The 19,719-nt window shown below is 66.5% G+C and carries 16 protein-coding genes; 3 read left to right on the top strand and 13 right to left on the bottom strand.

Going from position 1 to position 19,719, the window contains the following annotated elements; translation table 11 throughout:
* Positions 1-117 precede the first annotated feature (117 nt).
* The gene (locus tag AC3WMR_RS13050; RefSeq protein WP_492265353.1) at positions 118-1,272 is read right to left on the bottom strand and encodes an ABC transporter substrate-binding protein; all 1,155 of its coding nucleotides are present in this window, start codon (positions 1,270-1,272) and stop codon (positions 118-120) included.
* A 37-nt stretch (positions 1,273-1,309) separates the two neighbouring features.
* Positions 1,310-2,254 (bottom strand): bifunctional Delta(1)-pyrroline-2-carboxylate/Delta(1)-piperideine-2-carboxylate reductase, encoded by a 945-nt coding sequence (lhpI, locus tag AC3WMR_RS13045; RefSeq protein WP_492265352.1) that lies wholly within the window; start codon positions 2,252-2,254, stop codon positions 1,310-1,312.
* Positions 2,255-2,503: 249 nt separating this feature from the next.
* Here lhpI and AC3WMR_RS13040 point away from each other — a divergent pair, with 249 nt between their 5' ends.
* Entirely contained in the window at positions 2,504-2,929 is a 426-nt protein-coding gene (locus AC3WMR_RS13040) for an OsmC family protein (protein ID WP_025135858.1), read from the top strand.
* Between the two features lie 119 nt (positions 2,930-3,048).
* Complete coding sequence (locus tag AC3WMR_RS13035; protein ID WP_025135857.1) at positions 3,049-4,338, top strand: Nramp family divalent metal transporter; 1,290 nt, start codon at positions 3,049-3,051, stop codon at positions 4,336-4,338.
* 76 nt (positions 4,339-4,414) lie between these two features.
* On the opposite strand, the gene AC3WMR_RS13030 is transcribed toward AC3WMR_RS13035, so the two are convergent.
* Both AC3WMR_RS13030 and AC3WMR_RS13025 read right to left on the bottom strand, forming a co-directional pair.
* On the bottom strand, positions 4,415-4,636 hold the full coding sequence (locus AC3WMR_RS13030; protein WP_175191927.1) for an XRE family transcriptional regulator: 222 nt from the start codon (positions 4,634-4,636) through the stop codon (positions 4,415-4,417).
* A 183-nt stretch (positions 4,637-4,819) separates the two neighbouring features.
* A complete protein-coding gene (locus AC3WMR_RS13025; RefSeq protein ID WP_492265351.1) occupies positions 4,820-5,449 on the bottom strand; it encodes a TetR/AcrR family transcriptional regulator in 630 nt (209 codons plus the stop codon).
* Between the two features lie 103 nt (positions 5,450-5,552).
* Between AC3WMR_RS13025 and AC3WMR_RS13020 the strand changes: the two genes are divergently transcribed.
* Positions 5,553-6,836: an MFS transporter gene (locus tag AC3WMR_RS13020; RefSeq protein ID WP_492265350.1), complete on the top strand. Its 1,284-nt coding sequence runs from the start codon at positions 5,553-5,555 to the stop codon at positions 6,834-6,836.
* Positions 6,837-6,867: 31 nt separating this feature from the next.
* On the opposite strand, the gene AC3WMR_RS13015 is transcribed toward AC3WMR_RS13020, so the two are convergent.
* From AC3WMR_RS13015 to AC3WMR_RS12975, 9 genes are all read right to left on the bottom strand, one after another.
* Entirely contained in the window at positions 6,868-7,605 is a 738-nt protein-coding gene (locus AC3WMR_RS13015; protein WP_492265349.1) for an ABC transporter ATP-binding protein, read from the bottom strand.
* A complete protein-coding gene (locus tag AC3WMR_RS13010) occupies positions 7,602-8,402 on the bottom strand; it encodes an ABC transporter ATP-binding protein (protein WP_175191923.1) in 801 nt (266 codons plus the stop codon). The genes AC3WMR_RS13015 and AC3WMR_RS13010 overlap by 4 nt, the downstream gene beginning before the upstream one ends.
* Complete coding sequence (locus AC3WMR_RS13005; protein ID WP_025135851.1) at positions 8,399-9,487, bottom strand: ABC transporter permease subunit; 1,089 nt, start codon at positions 9,485-9,487, stop codon at positions 8,399-8,401. Before AC3WMR_RS13005 ends, AC3WMR_RS13010 begins: the two co-directional genes overlap by 4 nt.
* Positions 9,484-10,335, bottom strand: coding sequence for a branched-chain amino acid ABC transporter permease (locus AC3WMR_RS13000; protein WP_369797635.1), 852 nt, complete (start codon positions 10,333-10,335; stop codon positions 9,484-9,486). Before AC3WMR_RS13000 ends, AC3WMR_RS13005 begins: the two co-directional genes overlap by 4 nt.
* 234 nt (positions 10,336-10,569) lie before the next feature.
* A complete protein-coding gene (locus tag AC3WMR_RS12995) occupies positions 10,570-11,715 on the bottom strand; it encodes a branched-chain amino acid ABC transporter substrate-binding protein (protein WP_492265348.1) in 1,146 nt (381 codons plus the stop codon).
* A gap of 188 nt (positions 11,716-11,903) precedes the next feature.
* Positions 11,904-15,725: a trifunctional transcriptional regulator/proline dehydrogenase/L-glutamate gamma-semialdehyde dehydrogenase gene (putA, locus tag AC3WMR_RS12990; RefSeq protein WP_492265347.1), complete on the bottom strand. Its 3,822-nt coding sequence runs from the start codon at positions 15,723-15,725 to the stop codon at positions 11,904-11,906.
* 184 nt (positions 15,726-15,909) lie between these two features.
* The gene (locus AC3WMR_RS12985; RefSeq protein WP_492265346.1) at positions 15,910-16,650 is read right to left on the bottom strand and encodes a PqiC family protein; all 741 of its coding nucleotides are present in this window, start codon (positions 16,648-16,650) and stop codon (positions 15,910-15,912) included.
* A 4-nt stretch (positions 16,651-16,654) separates the two neighbouring features.
* Positions 16,655-18,319, bottom strand: coding sequence for a PqiB family protein (locus tag AC3WMR_RS12980; protein WP_492265345.1), 1,665 nt, complete (start codon positions 18,317-18,319; stop codon positions 16,655-16,657).
* Positions 18,320-18,390: 71 nt separating this feature from the next.
* Positions 18,391-19,719 carry a paraquat-inducible protein A gene (locus AC3WMR_RS12975; RefSeq protein ID WP_492265344.1) on the bottom strand — a complete coding sequence of 443 codons (1,329 nt, stop codon included), beginning with the start codon at positions 19,717-19,719 and terminating at the stop codon, positions 18,391-18,393.

Genomic DNA, 19,719 nt, shown 5'->3' with positions numbered 1-19,719 from the left:
ATGAAAAAAAGCAGGCCTAAGCCTGCTTTTCCCGTGTGCTGCCCTATGACAGGTTAGAACACGTTACGAAGGGTAGACGACTATGTCGTCCCTTATTTTTTTTGAGCCTTGCGGCCCCTATTGCGCGTACGAGAACTTGCCGTCGCGCACGACGCCCATGACGCGGGCACGCTCGTCAAAGCCCTGGTGGTTGTCTTTCGAGATATTGAGCACGCCATTGGGCACGACCAGATCACGGGTGTTTTCCAGGGCGTCGCGCAAGGCGGCGCGGAATTCCGGGGTGCCGGGCTTGGCGCCGGTCTTGAGGGCGCGCGCCACGGCGGAATCCAGCAGCATCCAGGCGCCATAGGCATCGCCGGCGAACTGGGTCAGCGTGTTGGCGCCGTACTGGCGTTCGTATTGGTCGGCAAAGGCCACGGCCACCTTCTTGACCGGGTTGGAATCCGGCAGCTCGCGCGCCACCACGCCCGGGCCAGTGGGGAACAGCGTGCCTTCGACGTCCTTGCCGCCGACCTGCAGGAATTCCAGCGTGCCGATGCCGTGGGTCTGGTAGATGGTGCCGGTGTAGCCGCGTTCAAGCAGCGTCTTCTGCGGCAGGGCCGACGGCGTGCCGGCGCCCGCGATCAGCACGGCATCGGGCTTGGCGGCGATGACCTTGAGCACCTGCCCCACCACCGACGCGTCGGTGCGCTGGAAGCGTTCTTGCGCCACGATCTTCAGGTCGGCGCCGGCGGCGGCCGAGAATTCCTTCCACCAGCTGTCGCCGTAGGAATCGGCAAAGCCGATGAAGGCCACGTTCTTTACGCCTTTCTTTTTCATGTCTTCGACCAGCACCGTCGCCATCAGCGAATCGTTCTGGGGCATCTTGAAGGCCCAGGCGCGCTTGGGGTCGGACATCGGCTCGACAATGACGCTGGATGCGGCCAGTGCGATCATCGGCGTGCGCGTTTCGGCCAGCACGTCCAGCGCGGCCAGGGCCGCGGCGGTGGTGTTGGGCCCGACGATGGCGTCGACCTTGTCTTCGGATGTGAGCTTGCGCAGGTTCTTGACGGCCCGGCTGACGTCGGTGCCGTCGTCCAGCACCACGTAGCGCGCCGGCTGGCCGCCCAACGTGGCCGGCCACAGGCGGATCGCGTTGTTGGTCTGGATGCCGATCGCCGCGGCCGGGCCGGTGGTGGACACGTCCACGCCGATCACGATGTCGGCGCGGGCGGACAGGGCGGGGACGACCAGCGCGACAGCGCAGGCGTAACGGAGAAAAGTGCGGGACATGACGGCAACTCGCGGAAAGGAAGAAATGCGGATGCCGCTATTTTGCCTGACCGGCGCGGGCCTCGTAGACCAGCGCGGCCAGCGTCAGGTCTTCAAGGGCGCTGCCCACGGCCTTGAACACGGTGATTTCGCGCGCATCGGTGCGGCCCGGGGCGCGGCCCTGCACCAGGTCGGTGAGCGTGCCGCGGATACCTTCACGCGCCAGCACGCCGGCCTGGAACGCAGCCAGCAGATCGCCGGCCTTGGTGGGGGCTTCGTCGGTATCCACGTAGACCGTCGTGCCGTCAAAGCAGGCGGTGTCGGTTTCGATCATGTCGGGCTTGAAGCTGCCGATCAGGTCAAGGTGGGTCCCCGGGCGCAGCCAGGCGCCGCGCACCAGCGGTTCGGTGGACAGCGTGGCGCAGCTGACGATATCGGATTGGCGCACGGCCTGTTCGAGGTCTGGCGTGCTGGTGGCATCGAAGCCCTGTTCGCGCAGCGCGGCCGCCAGCGCGTCGGCGCCGGCCGGGCGCAGGTTCCAGACCAGCACTTTGTCGATCGGGCGCACGGTGCGCATGGCTTGGGCCACCAGCCCGGCGATGCGGCCGGAGCCGACGATGGTGAGCACCCGCGCATCGGGGCGGGCCAGGTACGAGGCGCCCAGCGCGGCGGCGCCGGCGGTGCGGAACACCGTGACTTGGTCGCCGTCGACCTGCGCCAGCGGCACGCCGGTGCGCGCGCTGTACAGGTTGTAGGTAGCGTGCAGCCCAGGCAACGACTGGCGCGTGTTTTCGGGAAAGATGTTGATGACCTTGACGCCGAAATAGCCCTGTTCGTTCCAGGCCGGCATGATCAGCGTGGTGCCGTGCGCACCGCCCGATTCAATGGCATGCACATGGCGCGGCGGCACGTGGGCGCCTTGGCGAAAGGCCTCGCGCAAAGCCGGAATCGCCGCGTCGAACGACAATGCGCGGCGGGTTTGTTCGGTGTCGATCACTACCATCTGTATCCAAAGCCTGTTCGGGTTGAGCCAGGGCGAAGTGTGACGGCGCCATGCCTCGCTGGCAAGGCGTGGCGGCCGCAATCGTTACATCGGCTTGCCGTTGCGTGGGGCTGTTTTGGGCACCCGCGCCGCGCCGCCGCCGTATCATGACCCATGCCCTTTCGGCATTGTGCGGCGCCGCCCTACCGGCCCGCCTCCCCCACCGGACGCGTCCGCGACGGGCGCGTTCCCCTCTACAGGAGTCAACGCATGAAGAAAACCGCAACCGCCGCCTGGTCGGGCGATCTGAAGACGGGCAAGGGCACGATTTCCACGCAGAGCGGCGCGCTCAAGAGCCAGCCGTATGGCTTCAATACCCGCTTTGGCGACACCCCGGGCACCAATCCCGAAGAACTGCTGGGCGCCGCCCACGCCGGCTGCTTCACCATGGCACTGTCCAACATCCTGGGCGAAGCCGGCCTGGTCGCGCAAAGCCTGGACACCAAGGCCGAGGTCACGCTCGACAAGGCCGATGACGGCTTTGCCATCACCGCCGTGCACCTGACCGTCGAAGCCGTCATTCCCGGCGCGTCGGCCCAGGCGTTTGAAGACGCTGCCCGCAAGGCTGAAAAAGGCTGCCCCGTTTCCAAGGTGCTGAACGCCAAGATCACCATGGACGCCAAGCTCAAGTCCTGACCGGCCCGCCAGCCGGGATGGGGCGGCGCCATTGGGCTGCCCTATCCCGGGCTTGTTGAAAATCAATTTGACGGTCATGCCCGAGTTATGGAAAATGAGAACCATTCTCAGGAAACATCATGACCCGATTTATTTATGCGATCTCTGGCGGCAAGGCGGCGTACGCACAAGACGCCCAGGTGACGGCCAACCTGCGCCGGGTGGTCGGGTCGGGCATCCTGGTGGCCGTGGGCTACATCGACCCGGGCAACTGGGCCACCGACATCGCCGGCGGCAGCGGCTTCGGCTATGGCTTGCTGCTGGTCGTGATCGCGTCGGCCATCCTGGCGCTGGGGTTCCAGGTGCTGGTGTCGCGCCTGGCGCTGGCCACCGGCGAAGACCTGGCCACCCTCACCGCCCGCCATCTTTCGCCGCGCATGTCCAAGGCCGCCTGGCTGGCCGGCGAAGCCGCCATCCTGGCTACCGCGCTGGCCGAACTGATCGGCGGCGCCATCGCGCTGCGCCTGCTGTTCAACCTGCCGCTGATCGGCGGCGTGGCCGTCACGGGCGTGGGCACGTTTGCCGTGCTGGCCCTGACCCGCGGCAACGCCGACCGCCACGAACGCGTCATCGCCGTGCTGCTGTCGATCGTGGCGGCCTCGTTCGTGTTCCTGCTGTTCAAGGCCAATCCGGCCTGGACGGAAGTGGCGCACGGCATCACCCAGACAGGCCAGGCGCTGCGCAACCCGCAAGGCTTTCTGATCGCGCTGGGCATCCTGGGCGCGACCCTGATGCCGCACAACCTGTACCTCCATTCCGGCTCGCTGGCGCAACGCGCCCGGGCGCTGCCGGCCGACGCCCGCGACATGGCCATGCGGGTGGCGCGCAACGACACCGTGGTGTCGCTGGGCGTGGCCATGCTGATCAACTCGGCCATCATGATCGTCGCCGCCGCGTCCCTGTCGGGCTCGGGCATGATCGTTTCCAGCCTGGATGATGCCCACGCCGTCATCGGCCACACGCTGGGCATCGGCGCCGCCATCGTGTTCGCCGTGGCGCTGTACGCCGCCGGGCAAAGTTCGACCATCACCGGCGTGCTGGCCGGCCGCATCCTCTCGCAAGGCTTCCAGGTGCGCAGCAACTGGTCCGACCGCCGCCGCGCGCTGGCCACGCGGCTGATCGCCGGCGCCGCGGCCGTGGGCCTGCTGATCTTCACGGGCGGCCAGGACCCGGACGAACTGCTGGTGCTGAGCCAGGTCATCCTGAGCCTGGCCCTGCCCTTCGCCCTGGGCCCGCTGGTGCTGCTGGCCTGCCGCAAGAGCCTGATGGGCCGCCATGCGCTACGCGGCGCCTGGGCCTGGGCCGCCGTCATCGCCACCGTCGGCATCGTGCTGCTGGACGGCTACCTGCTGGTGGACATGGTCGTGTGATCGCACGCCGCCTTCGGCCCAGCCATAAAAAAACGCCAGCTTGCGCTGGCGTTTTTTTATGGGCCCTGCCGGAACCTTAGCGACGGGCGGAAACGACCGGGTGCTGGCGACGGCCGGCGTCCATGTCGTGCAGCACTTCGCCTACAGCGCCGCCCAGCCTGGCCAGGCGCAGCTTCAGCCGGCGCCAACCCATGCGGGAAAACGGGCCGGACAGGGTTTCCGCCTTGATGGCCTCGCGGATCAGGGACCGCTCCAGCGCATCCGACATGCGGGCATTTTTCAACGCGGTATCGCTCATGATTCTCTCCTTGAGAAAGCGCGATGGGGAACAACACGACTTCATGTTAGATCCGCGTTTGCTGCGTCGCAATATAATTTGCTTGACACTATTTCTGTCGTTGCGCAATGGGTACAAACACCACCATGATGGTGCACAGGCACCATATCTGGCACTATTTTTGTGCAGCGCAACAGATGCCCATCAGTCCTGACGGCAGCCCACATGGGCGGCGATCAGCTTGTCGGCCATGTCCGCGACGCGCCCGGCCGGGCCGCCCTCGCCAAACAACTGACTGGAAACAAAGGCGCCTTCGATCAGCAGCAGCAGCCCGTCGCCCAGCGCCTCGGGATCGGGCGCACCCATTTCCGCCGCCATCGCGGTCAAGCGGCGCCGCAGTTCCACCTTGTGCTCGACGGCGACCACGCGCGCCGGATGGCCGGCTTCGGGGTACTCGACCGCGGCGTTGGTCAGGCCGCAGCCGCGGTAGCCGTTCTGCACCGCCCGCACGCCCAGCCCCGACAGATACGCGCGCAATTGGGCCTGCGGATCCCCGGGATGCGCATCGCAAGCGGCGTTGAAACGCCCCCAGAACTCGGCGTCGTAGTCGCGCAAGTAAGCCGCGGCGAGCTCGTCCTTGGACGAGAAGCTGCGGTACAGGCTGGGCTTGGTGACACCGGCCTGGTTGACGATGGCATCCACGCCCACCGCCCGGATGCCGTCGCGATAGAACATCTCGCGTGCGGTCTTGCGGATGCGGTCGGCCGCAAGCAGCGGCTTTGCGGGGGAGGACGCGGCGGACGCCTTGCCCGTCGGCCCGGATTTGCTGGCCATGCGAATACTCCTTTCCTGTAAACAGGGGCCGCCAAAAAACACTTGACGATGTTACTGACCGGTACGTACTATTCGCAAACCTCAATACGTACCGGTCAGTAACATGAGTATAGCCCAACCCCCCATCCCCTTCCGCCGCGCCGGCCAAAAGTACGCTTTTGTCGTGGTCGCGGTAGTGTTCCTGGCCCTGCTCGTGTCGGCCGGCCTGCGGTCCTCACCCAGCGTCCTGCTGGTGCCGCTGGAAGAGCGCTTTGGCTGGAGCCGCAGCTCGACCTCGTTCGCGGCCGCCGTCGGCATTTTCCTGTATGGCCTGGTGGGCCCGTTCGCCGCGGCGGCGATGGAACGCTTCGGCCTGCGGCGCGTGCTGATCTTCTCGCTATCGCTGATGGCGGCGTCCAGCGCGGTCAGCGCCTACATGACGCAACCCTGGCACCTGCTGATGACCTGGGGCGTGTTCTCGGGCATCGGTTCGGGCGCAGTGGCCGTGGTCATGGGCGCCACCGTGGTCAATCGCTGGTTCACCAGGCATCGCGGCCTGATGATGGGCCTGCTCACCGCCAGCACCGCCACCGGCACGCTGATCTTCCTGCCCGTTCTGGCGGCGCTGGCCTCGTCCGGCGACTGGACCCGGGTGGTCTGGACGGTTGCCGCGGCGGCCGCCGCACTGGTGCCGCTGGCCTGGTGGCTGGTGCCCGACCGCCCTGCCAGCGTCGGCCTGGTGCCGTTCGGCAGCGACCCGCATGCTCCGCCTGCCCCCGCCGCGCCGCGCACCGGCATGGTGGCCGCCACGTTCGGCGCCCTGGCCCGGGCGTCCAAGACCCGCACGTTCTGGTTTTTGTTTGCCACGTTTTTCATCTGCGGCTTCACCACCAACGGCCTGGTCGGCACGCACCTGATCGCGCTTTGCGGTGACCATGGCATGCCCGAAGTGCAAGCCGCCGGCCTGCTGGCGATCATGGGCATCTTCGATCTCTTCGGCACCACCGCGTCGGGCTGGCTGACGGACCGCTACGATCCGCGCAAGCTGCTGTTCGTGTATTACGCGCTGCGCGGCCTGGCGCTGATCTACCTGCCGTATTCCGACTTCTCGTTCTACAGCCTGGCGATCTTCGCGGTGTTCTTCGGCCTGGACTGGATCGCCACCGTGCCGCCCACGCTGCGCCTGGCCACCGAAGCCTTCGGCGACCGCGAAGCCCCCATCGTGTTCGGCTGGATCGTCGCCGGCCACCAACTGGGCGCGGCCAGCGCGGCCTGGATGGCGGGGTTGGTGCGCGAATCGCAAGGCAGCTACCTGATGGCCTTCATTGCCGCCGGCGCAACCGGCCTGATCGCCGCCGTCATCGCCCTGCTGATCGGGCGTGAGCGGGTCGTGGCGCAACCGGCCTAAGGCATAAAAAAACCGGCTTGCGCCGGTTTTTTTACACCTCTTCGACTTCACCCAGATAGGCTGCACGCACCTTCGGGTCATGCAGCATTTCACGCGCCGGACCCGACAGCGTGATCTCGCCGGATTCCATCACGTAGCCGCGATGGCTGTTTTCCAGCGCCAGGCGGGCGTTCTGCTCGATCAAGAGGATCGTCACGCCTTCGCTGGCGATGGTGCGCACCACCTCGAAGACCTTCTCGACCATCAGCGGCGCCAGGCCCATGGACGGCTCGTCCAGCAGCAACAGCTTGGGGCGCGCGATCATCGCGCGGCCCATGGCTACCATCTGCTGCTCGCCGCCCGACAGCGTGCCGGCCGCCTGCTTGCGGCGTTCGGCCAGGCGCGGAAACAGCGTGAACACGCGGTCCGTATCCTGCCGCACCTGCGCCGCATCGCGGCGGATGTACGCGCCCATCGCCAGGTTTTCCTCGATGGTCAGCTGGCCGAAGATGCCGCGGCCTTCCGGCACCATCACCAGGCCCTGGCGCACCAGTTCGTGCGACTTCTGCCCGCCGATGGACTTGCCGCCGTAGAGCACTTCGCCGCCGGCCAGCGGCACCAGGCCGCAGATGGCGCGCAGGGTCGTGCTCTTGCCGGCGCCGTTGGCGCCGATCAGGCAGACCAGCTCGCCTTCGTCCACGCGCAGGTCGATGCCGCGCACCGCGCGGATGCCGCCATACGCGACCTGCAGGCCGCGCAGTTCCAGTAGGGGTTTGCTTGCCGTCGTCATGCCGGGCGCTCCTGATGAATCAGCGGATCCTGGGCGGCGCCCGCGCCCAGATACGCTTCGATGACCTTGGGGTCGCGCTGCACCTGGGCGGGTTTGCCCATGGCCAGCACCTTGCCGTATTCCAGCACCAGCACGCGATCGCACAGGCCCATGACCAATTTCATGTCGTGTTCGATCAGCAGCACCGTCACGCCGTCACCGCGGATCTTTTCGATCAGCTTGCGCAGCACCACGGTTTCCGATGCGTTCATGCCGGCGGCCGGCTCATCCAGCGCCAGCAGCTTCGGATCGGTCGCCAGCGCACGGGCGATTTCCAGGCGGCGCTGGTCGCCGTAAGGCAGCGAGCGCGCCACGTCGTTGGCGCGGTGGCCGATGCCCACGTAGTCCAGCAATTCCTGGGCGCGGGCCTCGATGGCGGCCTCTTCGGCGCGCGTGCCGCGAGTGCGGAATACGGCGCCCAGCACACCGGCGCGGGTACGCATGTGGCGGCCGATCATCACGTTCTCGATCGCGCTCAGGTTGGCGAACAGGCGGATGTTCTGGAAGGTGCGCGCCAAGCCTGCGTGTGCCACTTCGTGCGGCTTCTTACCCGACATCGACTGGCCGTTGAACGTGCACGAACCGTCTTCGGGGATGTACAGGCCGGTCAGCACGTTGAACAGCGTGGTCTTGCCCGCGCCGTTCGGGCCGATCAGGCCGTAGATCTCGCCCTGCTCGATATCGAAGCTGACGTCCGACAAGGCCTGCAGGCCGCCGAAACGCTTGCCCAGGCCCTGGGCTTGCAGCAGTTTGCTCATGCCGCACCTCCCTGGGTCTTGGTGGCCAGCTCGCGCTTGCGCACGGCCGACGGCCACAGGCCGGCGGGGCGGAACAGCATGACGCACACCATGGCCAGGCCGAACAGCAGCATGCGGATGCCTTCGGGGTCCAGCACCACGGCGCCGAACAGCATGTGCTGCACCGGCTCGACCACGGCCCGCAGAAACTCGGGCAACGCGGCCAGGATCAGGGCGCCCAGGATCACGCCGGGGATATGCCCCATGCCGCCCAGCACCACCATGCACAGGATGGAAATGGATTCCATCAGCGAGAAGCTCTCGGGGCTGACAAAGCCCTGCATCGACGCGAACAGCGCGCCCGCCACGCCGCCGAACGAAGCGCCCATGGCAAAGGCCAGCAGCTTGATGTTGCGGGTATTGATGCCCATGGCCTTGGCCGCGATCTCGTCTTCACGAATCGCTTCCCAGGCGCGGCCGATGCGCGAATTCTGCAGGCGCACACACACCAGGATGATGATGAGCGTCAGCGCCAGCAGCAGGTAGTAGTACTTCTCCGGCCCGGTCACACGAATCCCCAGCAGGCTTTCCGTGCGGCCGAACGCGAATTCGCCCACCTTGAACGTATCGATGCGGTTGATGCCCTGCGGCCCGTTGGTGATGTTGACCGGTGCGTTCAGGTTGTTCAGAAAGATACGGATGATCTCGCCAAACCCCAACGTCACGATGGCCAGGTAGTCGCCTCGCAATTTCAGCGTTGGCGCCCCCAGCAGCACCCCGAACAGGCATGCCACCGCCAGCGCGATCGGCAGGATCGCCCAGAACGGCAGGTGCAGCCCGAAGTGCGGCGAGGCCAGCAGCGCCCAGGTGTAGGCGCCCACCGCGTAGAACGCGATATAGCCCAGGTCGAGCAGGCCGGCAAAGCCCACCACGATGTTCAGGCCCAGCGACAGCATCACGTACAGCAACGCGAAGTTCAGGATGCGGACCCAGCTCTGGCCGGCCATGCCGATCACGAACGGCAGCACCGCCAGCACGATGCCGATCAGCGCGATGCCAATCAGGTTGCGGGTGGACAGCCCGCTGTGTTTCATGGCGCCGCTCATGCCCGGTCTCCCACGCGCTCGCCCAGCAGGCCGGACGGACGGAAGATCAGCACCAGCACCAGCACGAAGAACGCGAACACGTCCTGGTAGTGGCTGCCCAGGAAACCGCCGGTCAGGTCGCCGATGTAGCCTGCGCCCAGCGATTCGATGATGCCCAGCAACAGGCCCCCGGCCATCGCGCCGACCAGGTTACCGATGCCGCCCAGCACCGCGGCCGTGAAGGCCTTCAGGCCCAGCATGAAGCCCATGGTGTATTGCGACACGCCGTAGTAGGTGGCGACCATCATGCCGGCCACGGCGGCCAGCGCCGAACCGATCAGGAACGCCGCCGAAATGACGGTGTTGATGTTCACGCCCATCAGGCCGGCCACTTCGCGGTTCTGCGCGGTGGCGCGCATCGCGGTACCCAGGCGGGTCTTGTGCACCACCGCCAGCAGCCCGCCCATGATCAGCGCGGCGATCGCGACAATGGCGATCTGCAGCGTGCTCATGCGGGCGCCGAAGATCTCGAACACCTGCGGGGTCAACACCTGCGGAAAGTTCAGATAGTTGCGGCCCCAGCTCATCATCGCCACGTTCTGCAGGATGATCGACACGCCGATGGCGGTGATCAGTGCAGCCAGGCGAGGGGCGCGGCGCAGCGGCCGGTAGGCCACGCGCTCGGCCGTCCAGCCCACCGCCATGCACAGCGGCACGGACACGAGCAGGCCCAGGCCCAGCACCACGAACGCGGACGTGGACGGGTCGCCGCCCACCAGCGAGATGGCGATCGTCGTCGCGGCCATCGCGCCGATCATGACGACATCGCCATGCGCGAAATTGATCAGCCCGATGATGCCGTACACCATGGTGTAGCCAAGGGCGACCAGGGCGTACACGCTGCCGAGCGTGACGCCATTAATCAGTTGTTGAATGAAGATATCCATAGGGGCCGCAGAATAAGCCTGGAAAAATCGCGCGCATCTCGCGCGCGGCGCACCCGCGGGGCCGCCACCCTTGTGGCGCACCCCCGCGCCGGGCGGCGCGGGCGGGTGTCAATGGCCAGGGGCGGCGCAGCCGCGACCTGGCCGGATGCAGCAGCCTCAGTTGGCTTGGCTGACCATCGTCTCGACCATCTCCCACTTGCCGTTCTTGACTTCGTAGATGGTGACCGAGATTTCTTTCAGATCGCCGTTCTTGTCGTAGGCGATGTGTTCGCTGGTGGCGCCCTTGCGGTTCAGCTTGGCCAGTTCCGGCAGGTACTTCTCGGGCTTGGCCGTGCCAGCGGCTTCGATGGCGCTGATCATGTTCCAGGCGCCGTCATAAGCGTAGGGCGCGTACACGCCGGGGGCCTTCTTGAAGCGCTCTTGATAGCGCTTTTCGAAGTCCTTGCCGGCAGCCATCTTGTCCAGCGGCACGCCGGCCAGCGAGGCAAAGGTGCCATCGGCGGCGTCGCCGGCCAGCTTGATGAAGGTGTCGCTACGGGTCATTTCACCCGAAACCAGCGGCGACTTCAGGCCCAGCGTGGCCAGTTGGCGCTTCATGGGGCCGGACTGCGCATCCAGGCCGCCGTAGAAGATGGCGTCGGGCGCCGAGCCCTTGATGTTGGTCAGGATAGCCGTGAAGTCGTTGGCCTTGTCGGTCGTGTATTCGCGGCGAACCACCTGGCCGCCGGCGGCCTTGACGGCCTTCTCGACTTCGTCCGCCAGGCCTTGGCCGTAGGCGGTGCGGTCGTCGATGATCGCGACCTTCTTGGCCTTCAGGCTTTGCACCATGAACTTGCCGACCGCGGCGCCCTGCTGGGTGTCGCTGGTCATCATGCGGAACGTGGTTTCGTAGCCCTGCTTGGTGTATTCGGGCGAGGTGGCCATGGCGATCTGCGGCAGGCCGGCTTCATGGTAGACGCGCGACGCGGGGATCGTGGTGCCCGAATTGAAGTGACCCAGGATGCCGACGACGTTCTCGTCGACCAGTTGCTGCGCGACCTGTACGCCCACGCGGGGGTCGGCCTGGTCATCACGCGACACCAGGACGAACTTGGCCGGCTGGCCATCGACCTTGATGCCCTTCTTGTTGGCTTCTTCCAGCGCCAGATTCAGACCGTTCTGCATGTCTTCGCCGTAGTGCGACTGGGGACCGGTCAGCGGCGCGGCAAAGCCGAACTTGACGTCGGCGGCCTGGGCAGCGGCGGCCATGCTGGCGGCGGCGATGCCGGCGGCGACAAGCTTCAAAGTGGTGCGAAACTTCATGGGAATCCTCCGGTATGTCGGATGAGGCTTTGTTATTCCTGGGCTTTTGGGCCAGGCTTTTCTGTTTGAATCCAATTGCCGGGTTGCCGCAATCGAACTTCAGGTGCGACCGGATTTTGCTTCCAGTGCAACCTCGCTAGATATTGGAGATAACCCTTGGTTACCCAAGGGTTACCCCTCGGTCACGCTCAGCCGATGGTCATGAGGCTGGCGTTGCCGCCGGCCGCGGCCGTATTGACGCTGATGGATCGCTCGGTCAGGAGGCGTTCCGGCACATAAGCCGCGCCCGCCGCCAGCGCGTCAGACGTCAGTCCATGCACCGCCAGGATAGCGCCAGGACGCTGTGCAATGCGCTGATTCAGCGTGCGCAGTGCGTCGCCATCGCCCTCGAACAGCACCGCCTGGTAATCGGCCTGGTCGACTTCGGCATCGGCCAGAATGCCGGCCTGGCCCTGCTGCTCGGCATCCAGCCCGGCCAGCAGCGCCTGGGCTGCGGGCGTGTCCGCGAACCAGGCGTGGTTGCCGGTCAGGCGCGCCGCCGACCACTGCGCCCGCGCGCCAGCCTCGGTGGCCGCCACGCAGTACACGGCGCCACGCGGCTCGACCATATAGGTATTGGTCTCGCCTGTGGGGCCCGGCAGCGCAATGCGCTGCGGCAGCGGCGCGGCGGGGTCCAGCGCCGGCGGCAGGCCGTCGGGGCGCGTACCCAGCAGGCGGTACATATACAGCGGGCCGCCGGCCTTGGGGCCCGTGCCCGACAGGCATTCGCCGCCGAACGGCTGCACGCCCACCACGGCGCCCACGATGTTGCGGTTGACATAGACGTTGCCCGCATGGACCTGGCCGGTCACGTGGGCGATGGTTTCGTCGATGCGGGTGTGCACGCCGAAAGTCAGGCCGTAGCCGGTGCCATTGATGGCATCCAGCAAGGCGTCCAGTTCCTCGCGCTTGTAGCGCACCACGTGCAGCACCGGGCCGAACACTTCACGCGTCAATTCGCTGACCGCGTCGATTTCGATGATGGTGGGCGCCACGAAAGTACCCTGGCGGCATTCGCCGTTCAGCTCGCCCTGGTCGACCCGGTGGCCTGCCGTGCGCATCGCGTCGATGTGGCGCTGGATGCCGTTGCGGGCTTCGGTGTCGATCACAGGGCCCACGTCGACCGACAGGCGATCGGGGTTACCCACGCTCAGCTCGCGCATCGCGCCGCGCAGCATGGTCAGCACGTGATCGGCGTTGTCTTCCTGCACGCACAGCACGCGCAGCGCCGAGCAGCGCTGGCCGGCCGAATCAAAGGCCGAGCTCAGCACGTCGAAGACCACCTGCTCGGACAGCGCCGACGAGTCCACCACCATCGCGTTCTGGCCACCGGTTTCGGCGATCAGCGGAATGGTGTGGCCGTCGTCGTCCAGGCGGTCCGCCAGCGTGCGCGCGATGATGCGGGCCACGTCGGTGGACCCGGTGAACATCACGCCGCGGATGCCGGGGCTGGCCACCAGTTGCGCACCCACGGTTTCGCCGCGGCCAGGCAACAGCTGCACCGCGCCGGCCGGCACGCCGGCGGCGCGCAGGATCGCCACCGCCTGCGCCGCGATCAGCGGCGTCTGTTCGGCGGGCTTGGCCAGCACGGTATTGCCCGCCGCCAGGGCAGCGGCCACCTGGCCGGTGAAGATGGCCAGCGGGAAGTTCCACGGGCTGATGCACAGCACGGTGCCCAGCGGGCGGTGCGTGTCGTTGCCGAACTCGCGCTCGGCCTGGTCCGCGTAGTAACGCAGGAAGTCCACGGCTTCGCGCACTTCGGCGATGGCATTGGGCAGCGACTTGCCGGCTTCGCGCACGATCAGGCCCAGCAGGGTCTGCATCTGCTCTTCCAGCAGCTGGGCGGCGCGGCGCAGGCATTGCGCGCGCTCGGCCACAGGCGTCGATTGCCAGATGGGCGCCGTATTGGCGGCAGCGCGCAAGGCGGCCTCGGCCTCGTCGCCGTTGGCTTCGATCACGTGGCCCACGATGTCGCGCAGGTTGGCGGGGTTGCGCACTTCGATCGCGCGGGCCGCATCCCAGGCATCGGCGCCCTCGCCCAGCATCGGCGCGGCGCGCCAGGGCGTGGCGGCGCTGGTCAACAGCGCGGCCGACAGCGACCCCAGGCGATGTTCATTGCTCAGGTCCAGACCGGCCGAATTGGCGCGCGCCCCTTGCTGCGGATTGCCGTAAAGCTCGCGCGGCAGCGGAATTTTCTCGTGCGGCGCGCCCAGCGGCACGATGCGCGAGGCCGCGTCCACCGGATCAGCCACCAGCGTTTCGACGGGAATGGTGTCGTCGCCGATCAGGTTCACGAACGAGGTGTTGGCGCCGTTCTCGAGCAGGCGGCGCACCAGGTAGGCCAGCAGCGTTTCGTGCGTGCCGACCGGCGCGTAGATGCGGCACGGGCGGTTCAGTTTGCCTTGCGCCAACGGGCCCACCACTTCGTCGTACAGCGGCTCGCCCATGCCGTGCAGGCACTGGAATTCGTACTGGCCCGGGTAGTAGTTCTGGCCGGCCAGCTGGTAGATCGCCGCCAGCGTGTAGGCGTTGTGCGTGGCGAACTGCGGGTAAACGGCTTCCGGCGCGCCCAGCAATTTGCGAGCGCAGGCCAGGTAGGCCACGTCGGTGTAGACCTTGCGGGTGTAGACCGGATAGCCTTCCAGGCCATCGACCTGGGCGCGCTTGATCTCGCTGTCCCAGTAGGCGCCCTTGACCAGCCGCACCATCACGCGATGGCGGCTGCGGCGAGCCAGGTCGATGACGTAGTCGATCACGAACGGGGCGCGCTTCTGGTAGGCCTGGATGACGAAACCGATGCCGCTCCAGCCTTCCAGCTCAGGGGTGAAACACAGCGCTTCCAGCAGATCCAGCGAGATTTCCAGGCGGTCGGCTTCTTCGGCATCGATGTTCAGGCCGATGTCGTAGCTGCGCGCCAGGATCGTCAGCGCCTTCACGCGCGGCAGCAATTCGGCCATGACGCGTTCGCGCTGGGCACGTGAATAACGCGGGTGCAGCGCCGACAGCTTGATCGAGATGCCCGGGCCTTCATAGATGCCACGGCCGGCCGCCGCCTTGCCGATGGCATGGATGGCCTGCTCGTACGACGCGTAATAGCGATCCGCGTCTTCGGCCGTGGTAGCCGCTTCGCCCAGCATGTCGTACGAATAGCGGAAACCGCGGCTTTCCATCTTGCGGTTGTTGGCCAGCGCTTCGGAAATGGTCTGCCCCGACACGAACTGCTCGCCCATCATGCGCATGGCCATGTTCACGCCCTTGCGCACCAGCGGCTCGCCGCCCTTGCCGATCAGGCGCGTCAGCGCCTTGGACAACGACTGCTCGCTGCTCACGGCCACCAGCTTGCCGGTGATCATCAGGCCCCAGGTCGCGGCGTTGACGAACAGCGATTGCGAGCCGCCCATGTGCGACTTCCAGTCACCGCGGGCGACCTTGTCGCGAATCAGCGCATCGCGCGTGGCACGGTCGGGAATGCGCAGCAGCGCCTCGGCCAGGCACATCAGCGCCACGCCTTCCTGGCTGGACAGCGAGAATTCCTGGATCAGCCCCTCGACCCCGCCGCCGGTGCGCTTGCCGCGCAGCTTCTTGACCAGGTCGGTGGCCATCGCATGCACCTTTTCCAGGTTCGGCATGCGGGCCTGGCCCAGCAGCAGCGGCACGCATTCCGGCTCGGGACGGCGATAGGCCGCCGTGATGGCCGCGCGCAGCACCGATTGCGGCTGCACATCCTGGCCGAATTCGTAGAACGGCGGCGTGGCGGCGGCGGGGTGATCGCTACCCTCGTCATCGGCGCCCTCTTCCCCGCCCAGGTGGGACATTTCGGCGGGCAGATGGCCGCGCTCGATCTTGTCCAGGTAGGAGAGGATTGCCTGCTTGTGCAGCCAGTGCGGCGTGCAGTTGAGCTTTTGCGCGGCGGCCTTCAGGCGGTCGCGTAGCGCGTCATCGACTTTGACGCCGAGGGTGGTGCTGGCCATAAGAGATTGCTTCCTGTCGCATGGCAAAGGTCACACCGGGCCCACAGCGAGGCCCGGCATCGGTAGGACCGTATGCTAATCAGGTTGCAACCGGGTTTGTACTAAGGTTAACCCTAGGGTTAACCGATTGAGATCATGGCGGGTTTTTGACAGCGGCCCTGACCTTTTTTACAGATGAACTGGTTCAGTCCGGCAACGGCGAACAACCCAGCATCTGCACGACCCCGCCGCTGTCGGGCGTCTGGCCCCGAATGGCGGACGCCATGGCGCCTGCCAGCGCCACCACGGCACGCTGCTGCGCCGCGACCAACCCGGGCACGCCCGACGTCGGCGCCAGCTTCGACCCCGACCCGCCAGCGGCGGAATCGCCCGCCGCATCGGACACGTTCACCGTGACCACGCTGCGGCACAGCAGGCCGTTGCCCTTCAGGTTCACCGGTCGTACCCGCCAGGTGGCATCCAGTTGCGCCATGCGGTCCGCGACCAGGTCGAAACGTTGCACGTCGGTCTGTATGCGCCAGACCGGCGCGGTGGGACCGGGTTTGACCACCTGCACGTCCAGCGCGCCCAGGTCATGCTTGAGCGCATCCGACAGCGCGCCACGGATTTCATCGCCCAGGGGCGAACTCCAGCGTTCGGAATACAGGGCCGACACGCTGCCGTCGCCCGTGCGCACCATCAGTTGCGGCTGGTCGGCCTGGGCCGCCACGTTGACGCCCTGCACATCGATCAGGAAAGGCGCCGCCGCGCGCGGTACGGCGGGTGCGGGCGCCGATGGCCCCTGCAGCGTGTAGTAGTGCACCGGCGGCGACGAGGCGCAGCCGGCCAACCATGCAGCCAGCGCCAGCGCGGGAGCGGCGCGGGACAGTCGCCGGGCGGAATGGCCCAGGGCCGGGCGCAAGGATCGGGAGCGAAGGATAGGCATGGGTTCAGTTCCTGACCGGGCCAGCGCCGGGGATCGGGTCGTCGCCGCGACCGCGCAGCAACGATTCGGGGTTCGATTGCAGGAAGTCGGCCAACGCGCGCAGCGACCGGGCAGCGCGGCTCAGTTCCTGCATGGCCTTTTCGGCGTTGACCGGCAACGAGGCGTCCGACGCCAGCAGCGCGTTCAGGTTGGCCATCGATTCCTGGGCCTGTTTGAGCACGCCTTGCGCTTGCGGCGCCACCTGCTTGTCCAGGCGCGTCATCAGCTTGGACGTGCTGGCCAGCGTGGTGCGCAGGTCTTCGCCGATCTTGTCGAACGGAATCTTGTCGATCCGGGCGACGATGTTGCTGACCTGCTGCTGCAGTTGATCCAGGTTGCCCGGCACGGTCGGGATCAAGGCCGGGCTGGACATCTTGAAGTCCACCGGCTTGGCATTGGGGAAGTCGTCCAGCACCACATACAGCTGGCCGGTCAGTAGATTGGCGGTGCGCAGCTGGGCGCGCAGGCCATGCTTGATCATGATGCCCAAGAGGCGGCCGCCCGCCTCGTCACCGTCTTCGACGGCGCGGGCGCGCACTTCCTCGTAGACCCGGCCCAGGCGTTCCGGATACAGAGTGGCGTCCACCAGCGAATAGAAGCGCTTGCTGACGGGGTCGAAGTCCAGGTTGATCTGGGTGACATTGCCCAGCGTGATGCCCGAGAAATCGATCGATGCGCCCACGGACAAGCCGCGGATCGACTGGTCAAAGCGCATGCGGATCGGGAAGGCCTCGCCGTCCGGATTGGCCTTGGCGGCCGTTTCCGTGGCGTACAGCTCAAAACGCGCATCGGCCGGCGCCGGCGTCGCGGCATCACGCGCACTGTAGACCGGTTCGAACGCCACGCCACCCACTGCCATCGACACCAGCGACTGCGTGCGCACCTTCAGGCCGTCGGCATTGACGCTGAAGTCCACGCCACTGGCGTTCCAGAAACGCGTGCCATTGGTGACGAACTTGTCGTTGGGCGCATCCACGAAGACTTCGACGTTCACGGCGTCGCCCGTCTTGTCCAGCGCGTAGCCGATCACGCGGCCCACGTTGATACGGCGGAAATACACCGGCGAGCCGATATCCAGCGACCCCAGGTCCGACGCCTTGAGCTTGAAGCGCTTGCCGGCGCGGTCGTGCGTCACGGCCGGTGGGGTTTCCAGGCCCACGAAGTGCAGCTTGGTGGCCTTCTTGGCCGCGCCCTTGCTTTCCACGGCATCCACGCCGATGTAGGCGCCCGACAGCAACGTGCCCAGCCCCGACACGCCGCTGACATCCAGCCGCGGCCGCACCACCCAGAAATTGGTGCCCTCGCGCGCCAGGTCGGCCACATCCTTGGACAATTCGGCTTGCACCACCACCTTGCTGCGATCGCTATTGAAGCCGATGGACTTCACCGTGCCGACGTTCACGTCCTTGTAGCGCAGCTGCGTCTTGCCGACTTCCAGCCCTTCGGCGGTGTTGAATTCGATGGCAAGATCCGGCCCGGCCTGCATCCAGGTGCGCACCACCAGCGACAGGCCCATCAGCGCGGCAACCACGGGCACCAGCCAGATCCATGAGATCCGGCTCTTGCGCTTGCGCGAAATGGTCGGTGACGCAAACTTCTCTTCACCAGATCCAGGGGCTTGGTCGGACATCTGTTTTTTCCTTTTCTTCTTAATCGGTAAACGCGTTTCGGCCCCGCCCCGCAGGCGAGCCGTCCGACGCGTCAGCCCATTTCCGTGCCCGCGGCGGACGCCGGCTCTCGCCGCTTGCCTGTCACGGGCCGTTCCATGTCGAGCTCGCTTGCGTCTTCCAGATCCCAGCTGCGGCGCAGGTCAAAGCTCATGGCAGACAGCATGGTCAGGATCACGACCACGCCGAATGCCGCGGCGCCCGCGCCGGCACTGATTTCCATCAGCCCCTGGAAGTCGGCCAGGGCCGCCAGCAATATCACCACGAACACGTCCAGCATCGACCATTGACCAATGAACTCGACCATCTCATACAACCGCGTGCGCGGCCGCAGATTCGTCGTGCTGCGCCATTGTTCGGTCAACAATAGCAGGATCAGCGCCAGCAGTTTGGTCAGCGGCACCGCCACGCTCGCAATGAAGACGATCAGCGCGATGTCCCATGACCCCATATTCCACAATTCGACCACGCCGCCCAGGATGGTATGGGCGCTGTCGCCCAGTACCGAACTGACCTTCATGACGGGCAACACGTTGGCGGGAATATAGAACACCACGGCGGCCAGCAACAGCGCCCAGGTACGAGCCAGGTGGTCGGGCTTGCGGTAATGCACCACGGCGTGGCAGCGCACGCAGTGGTGTTCTTCTTCGGGGTCGCCGTTGCGCGGCAGCGCCTGCACCTGGCCACAGACGTGGCAACCGGTCAGCACCACGTCGGGCCCTGCTTCGGGCACATGCACCGGCACGACCCCGGCGGATTCCGCGTAGCGCCACAACACGTGCGGCGTCAGCCGGCCCAGCATGGTCAGCAGGATGGTCAGGATGCCGAAGGCCGCCAGGCCAATGCCCGGTGACACCGCCGCCATGCCGGCCAGCTTCACCACGGCCACCAGCACCCCCAGCAGAAACACCGGCACCATGCACCATGGCCGCAGCAAGCCCAACAGGCGCATCGCGCCTTGGAATCCCGCGGGTTCCGCACCACGCGACAACGGGCCCAGCACCCAAAGCAAGACGGTCAGCTGCAACAGCGGCAAGGCAAAGCCTGCCAGGCCGGTCATGATGGCTACGACATAGTGGCCCTGGCGCCAGGTGATGGAAATGGCATCGAGCAGGGATGCCTGCTGCACCATGCCCTGCACCGACATCGATGCGACCGGGTAGGCGTTGGCCACGCCGAAGATGATCAGGGCGGAAATGGCGAGCGCCAGCCAATTGGACAAAGTAAGCCCGCTGTAGCGCCACAAGGTGGCACCGCAGCGGGCGCAATTGGCGGTCTCGCCAGGTTCAAGCTGATGTCGGCGATAGATGCTTGCGCAGTGTTCGCACTCGATCAGCGGCTGGCGGTCCGCGTCGGGGATCAT

The organism is Achromobacter sp. FW305-C-28, from assembly GCF_058783235.1.
Note: the sequence above shows the minus strand (reverse complement) of the source record. Positions and strands in the feature narration are given on the sequence as shown.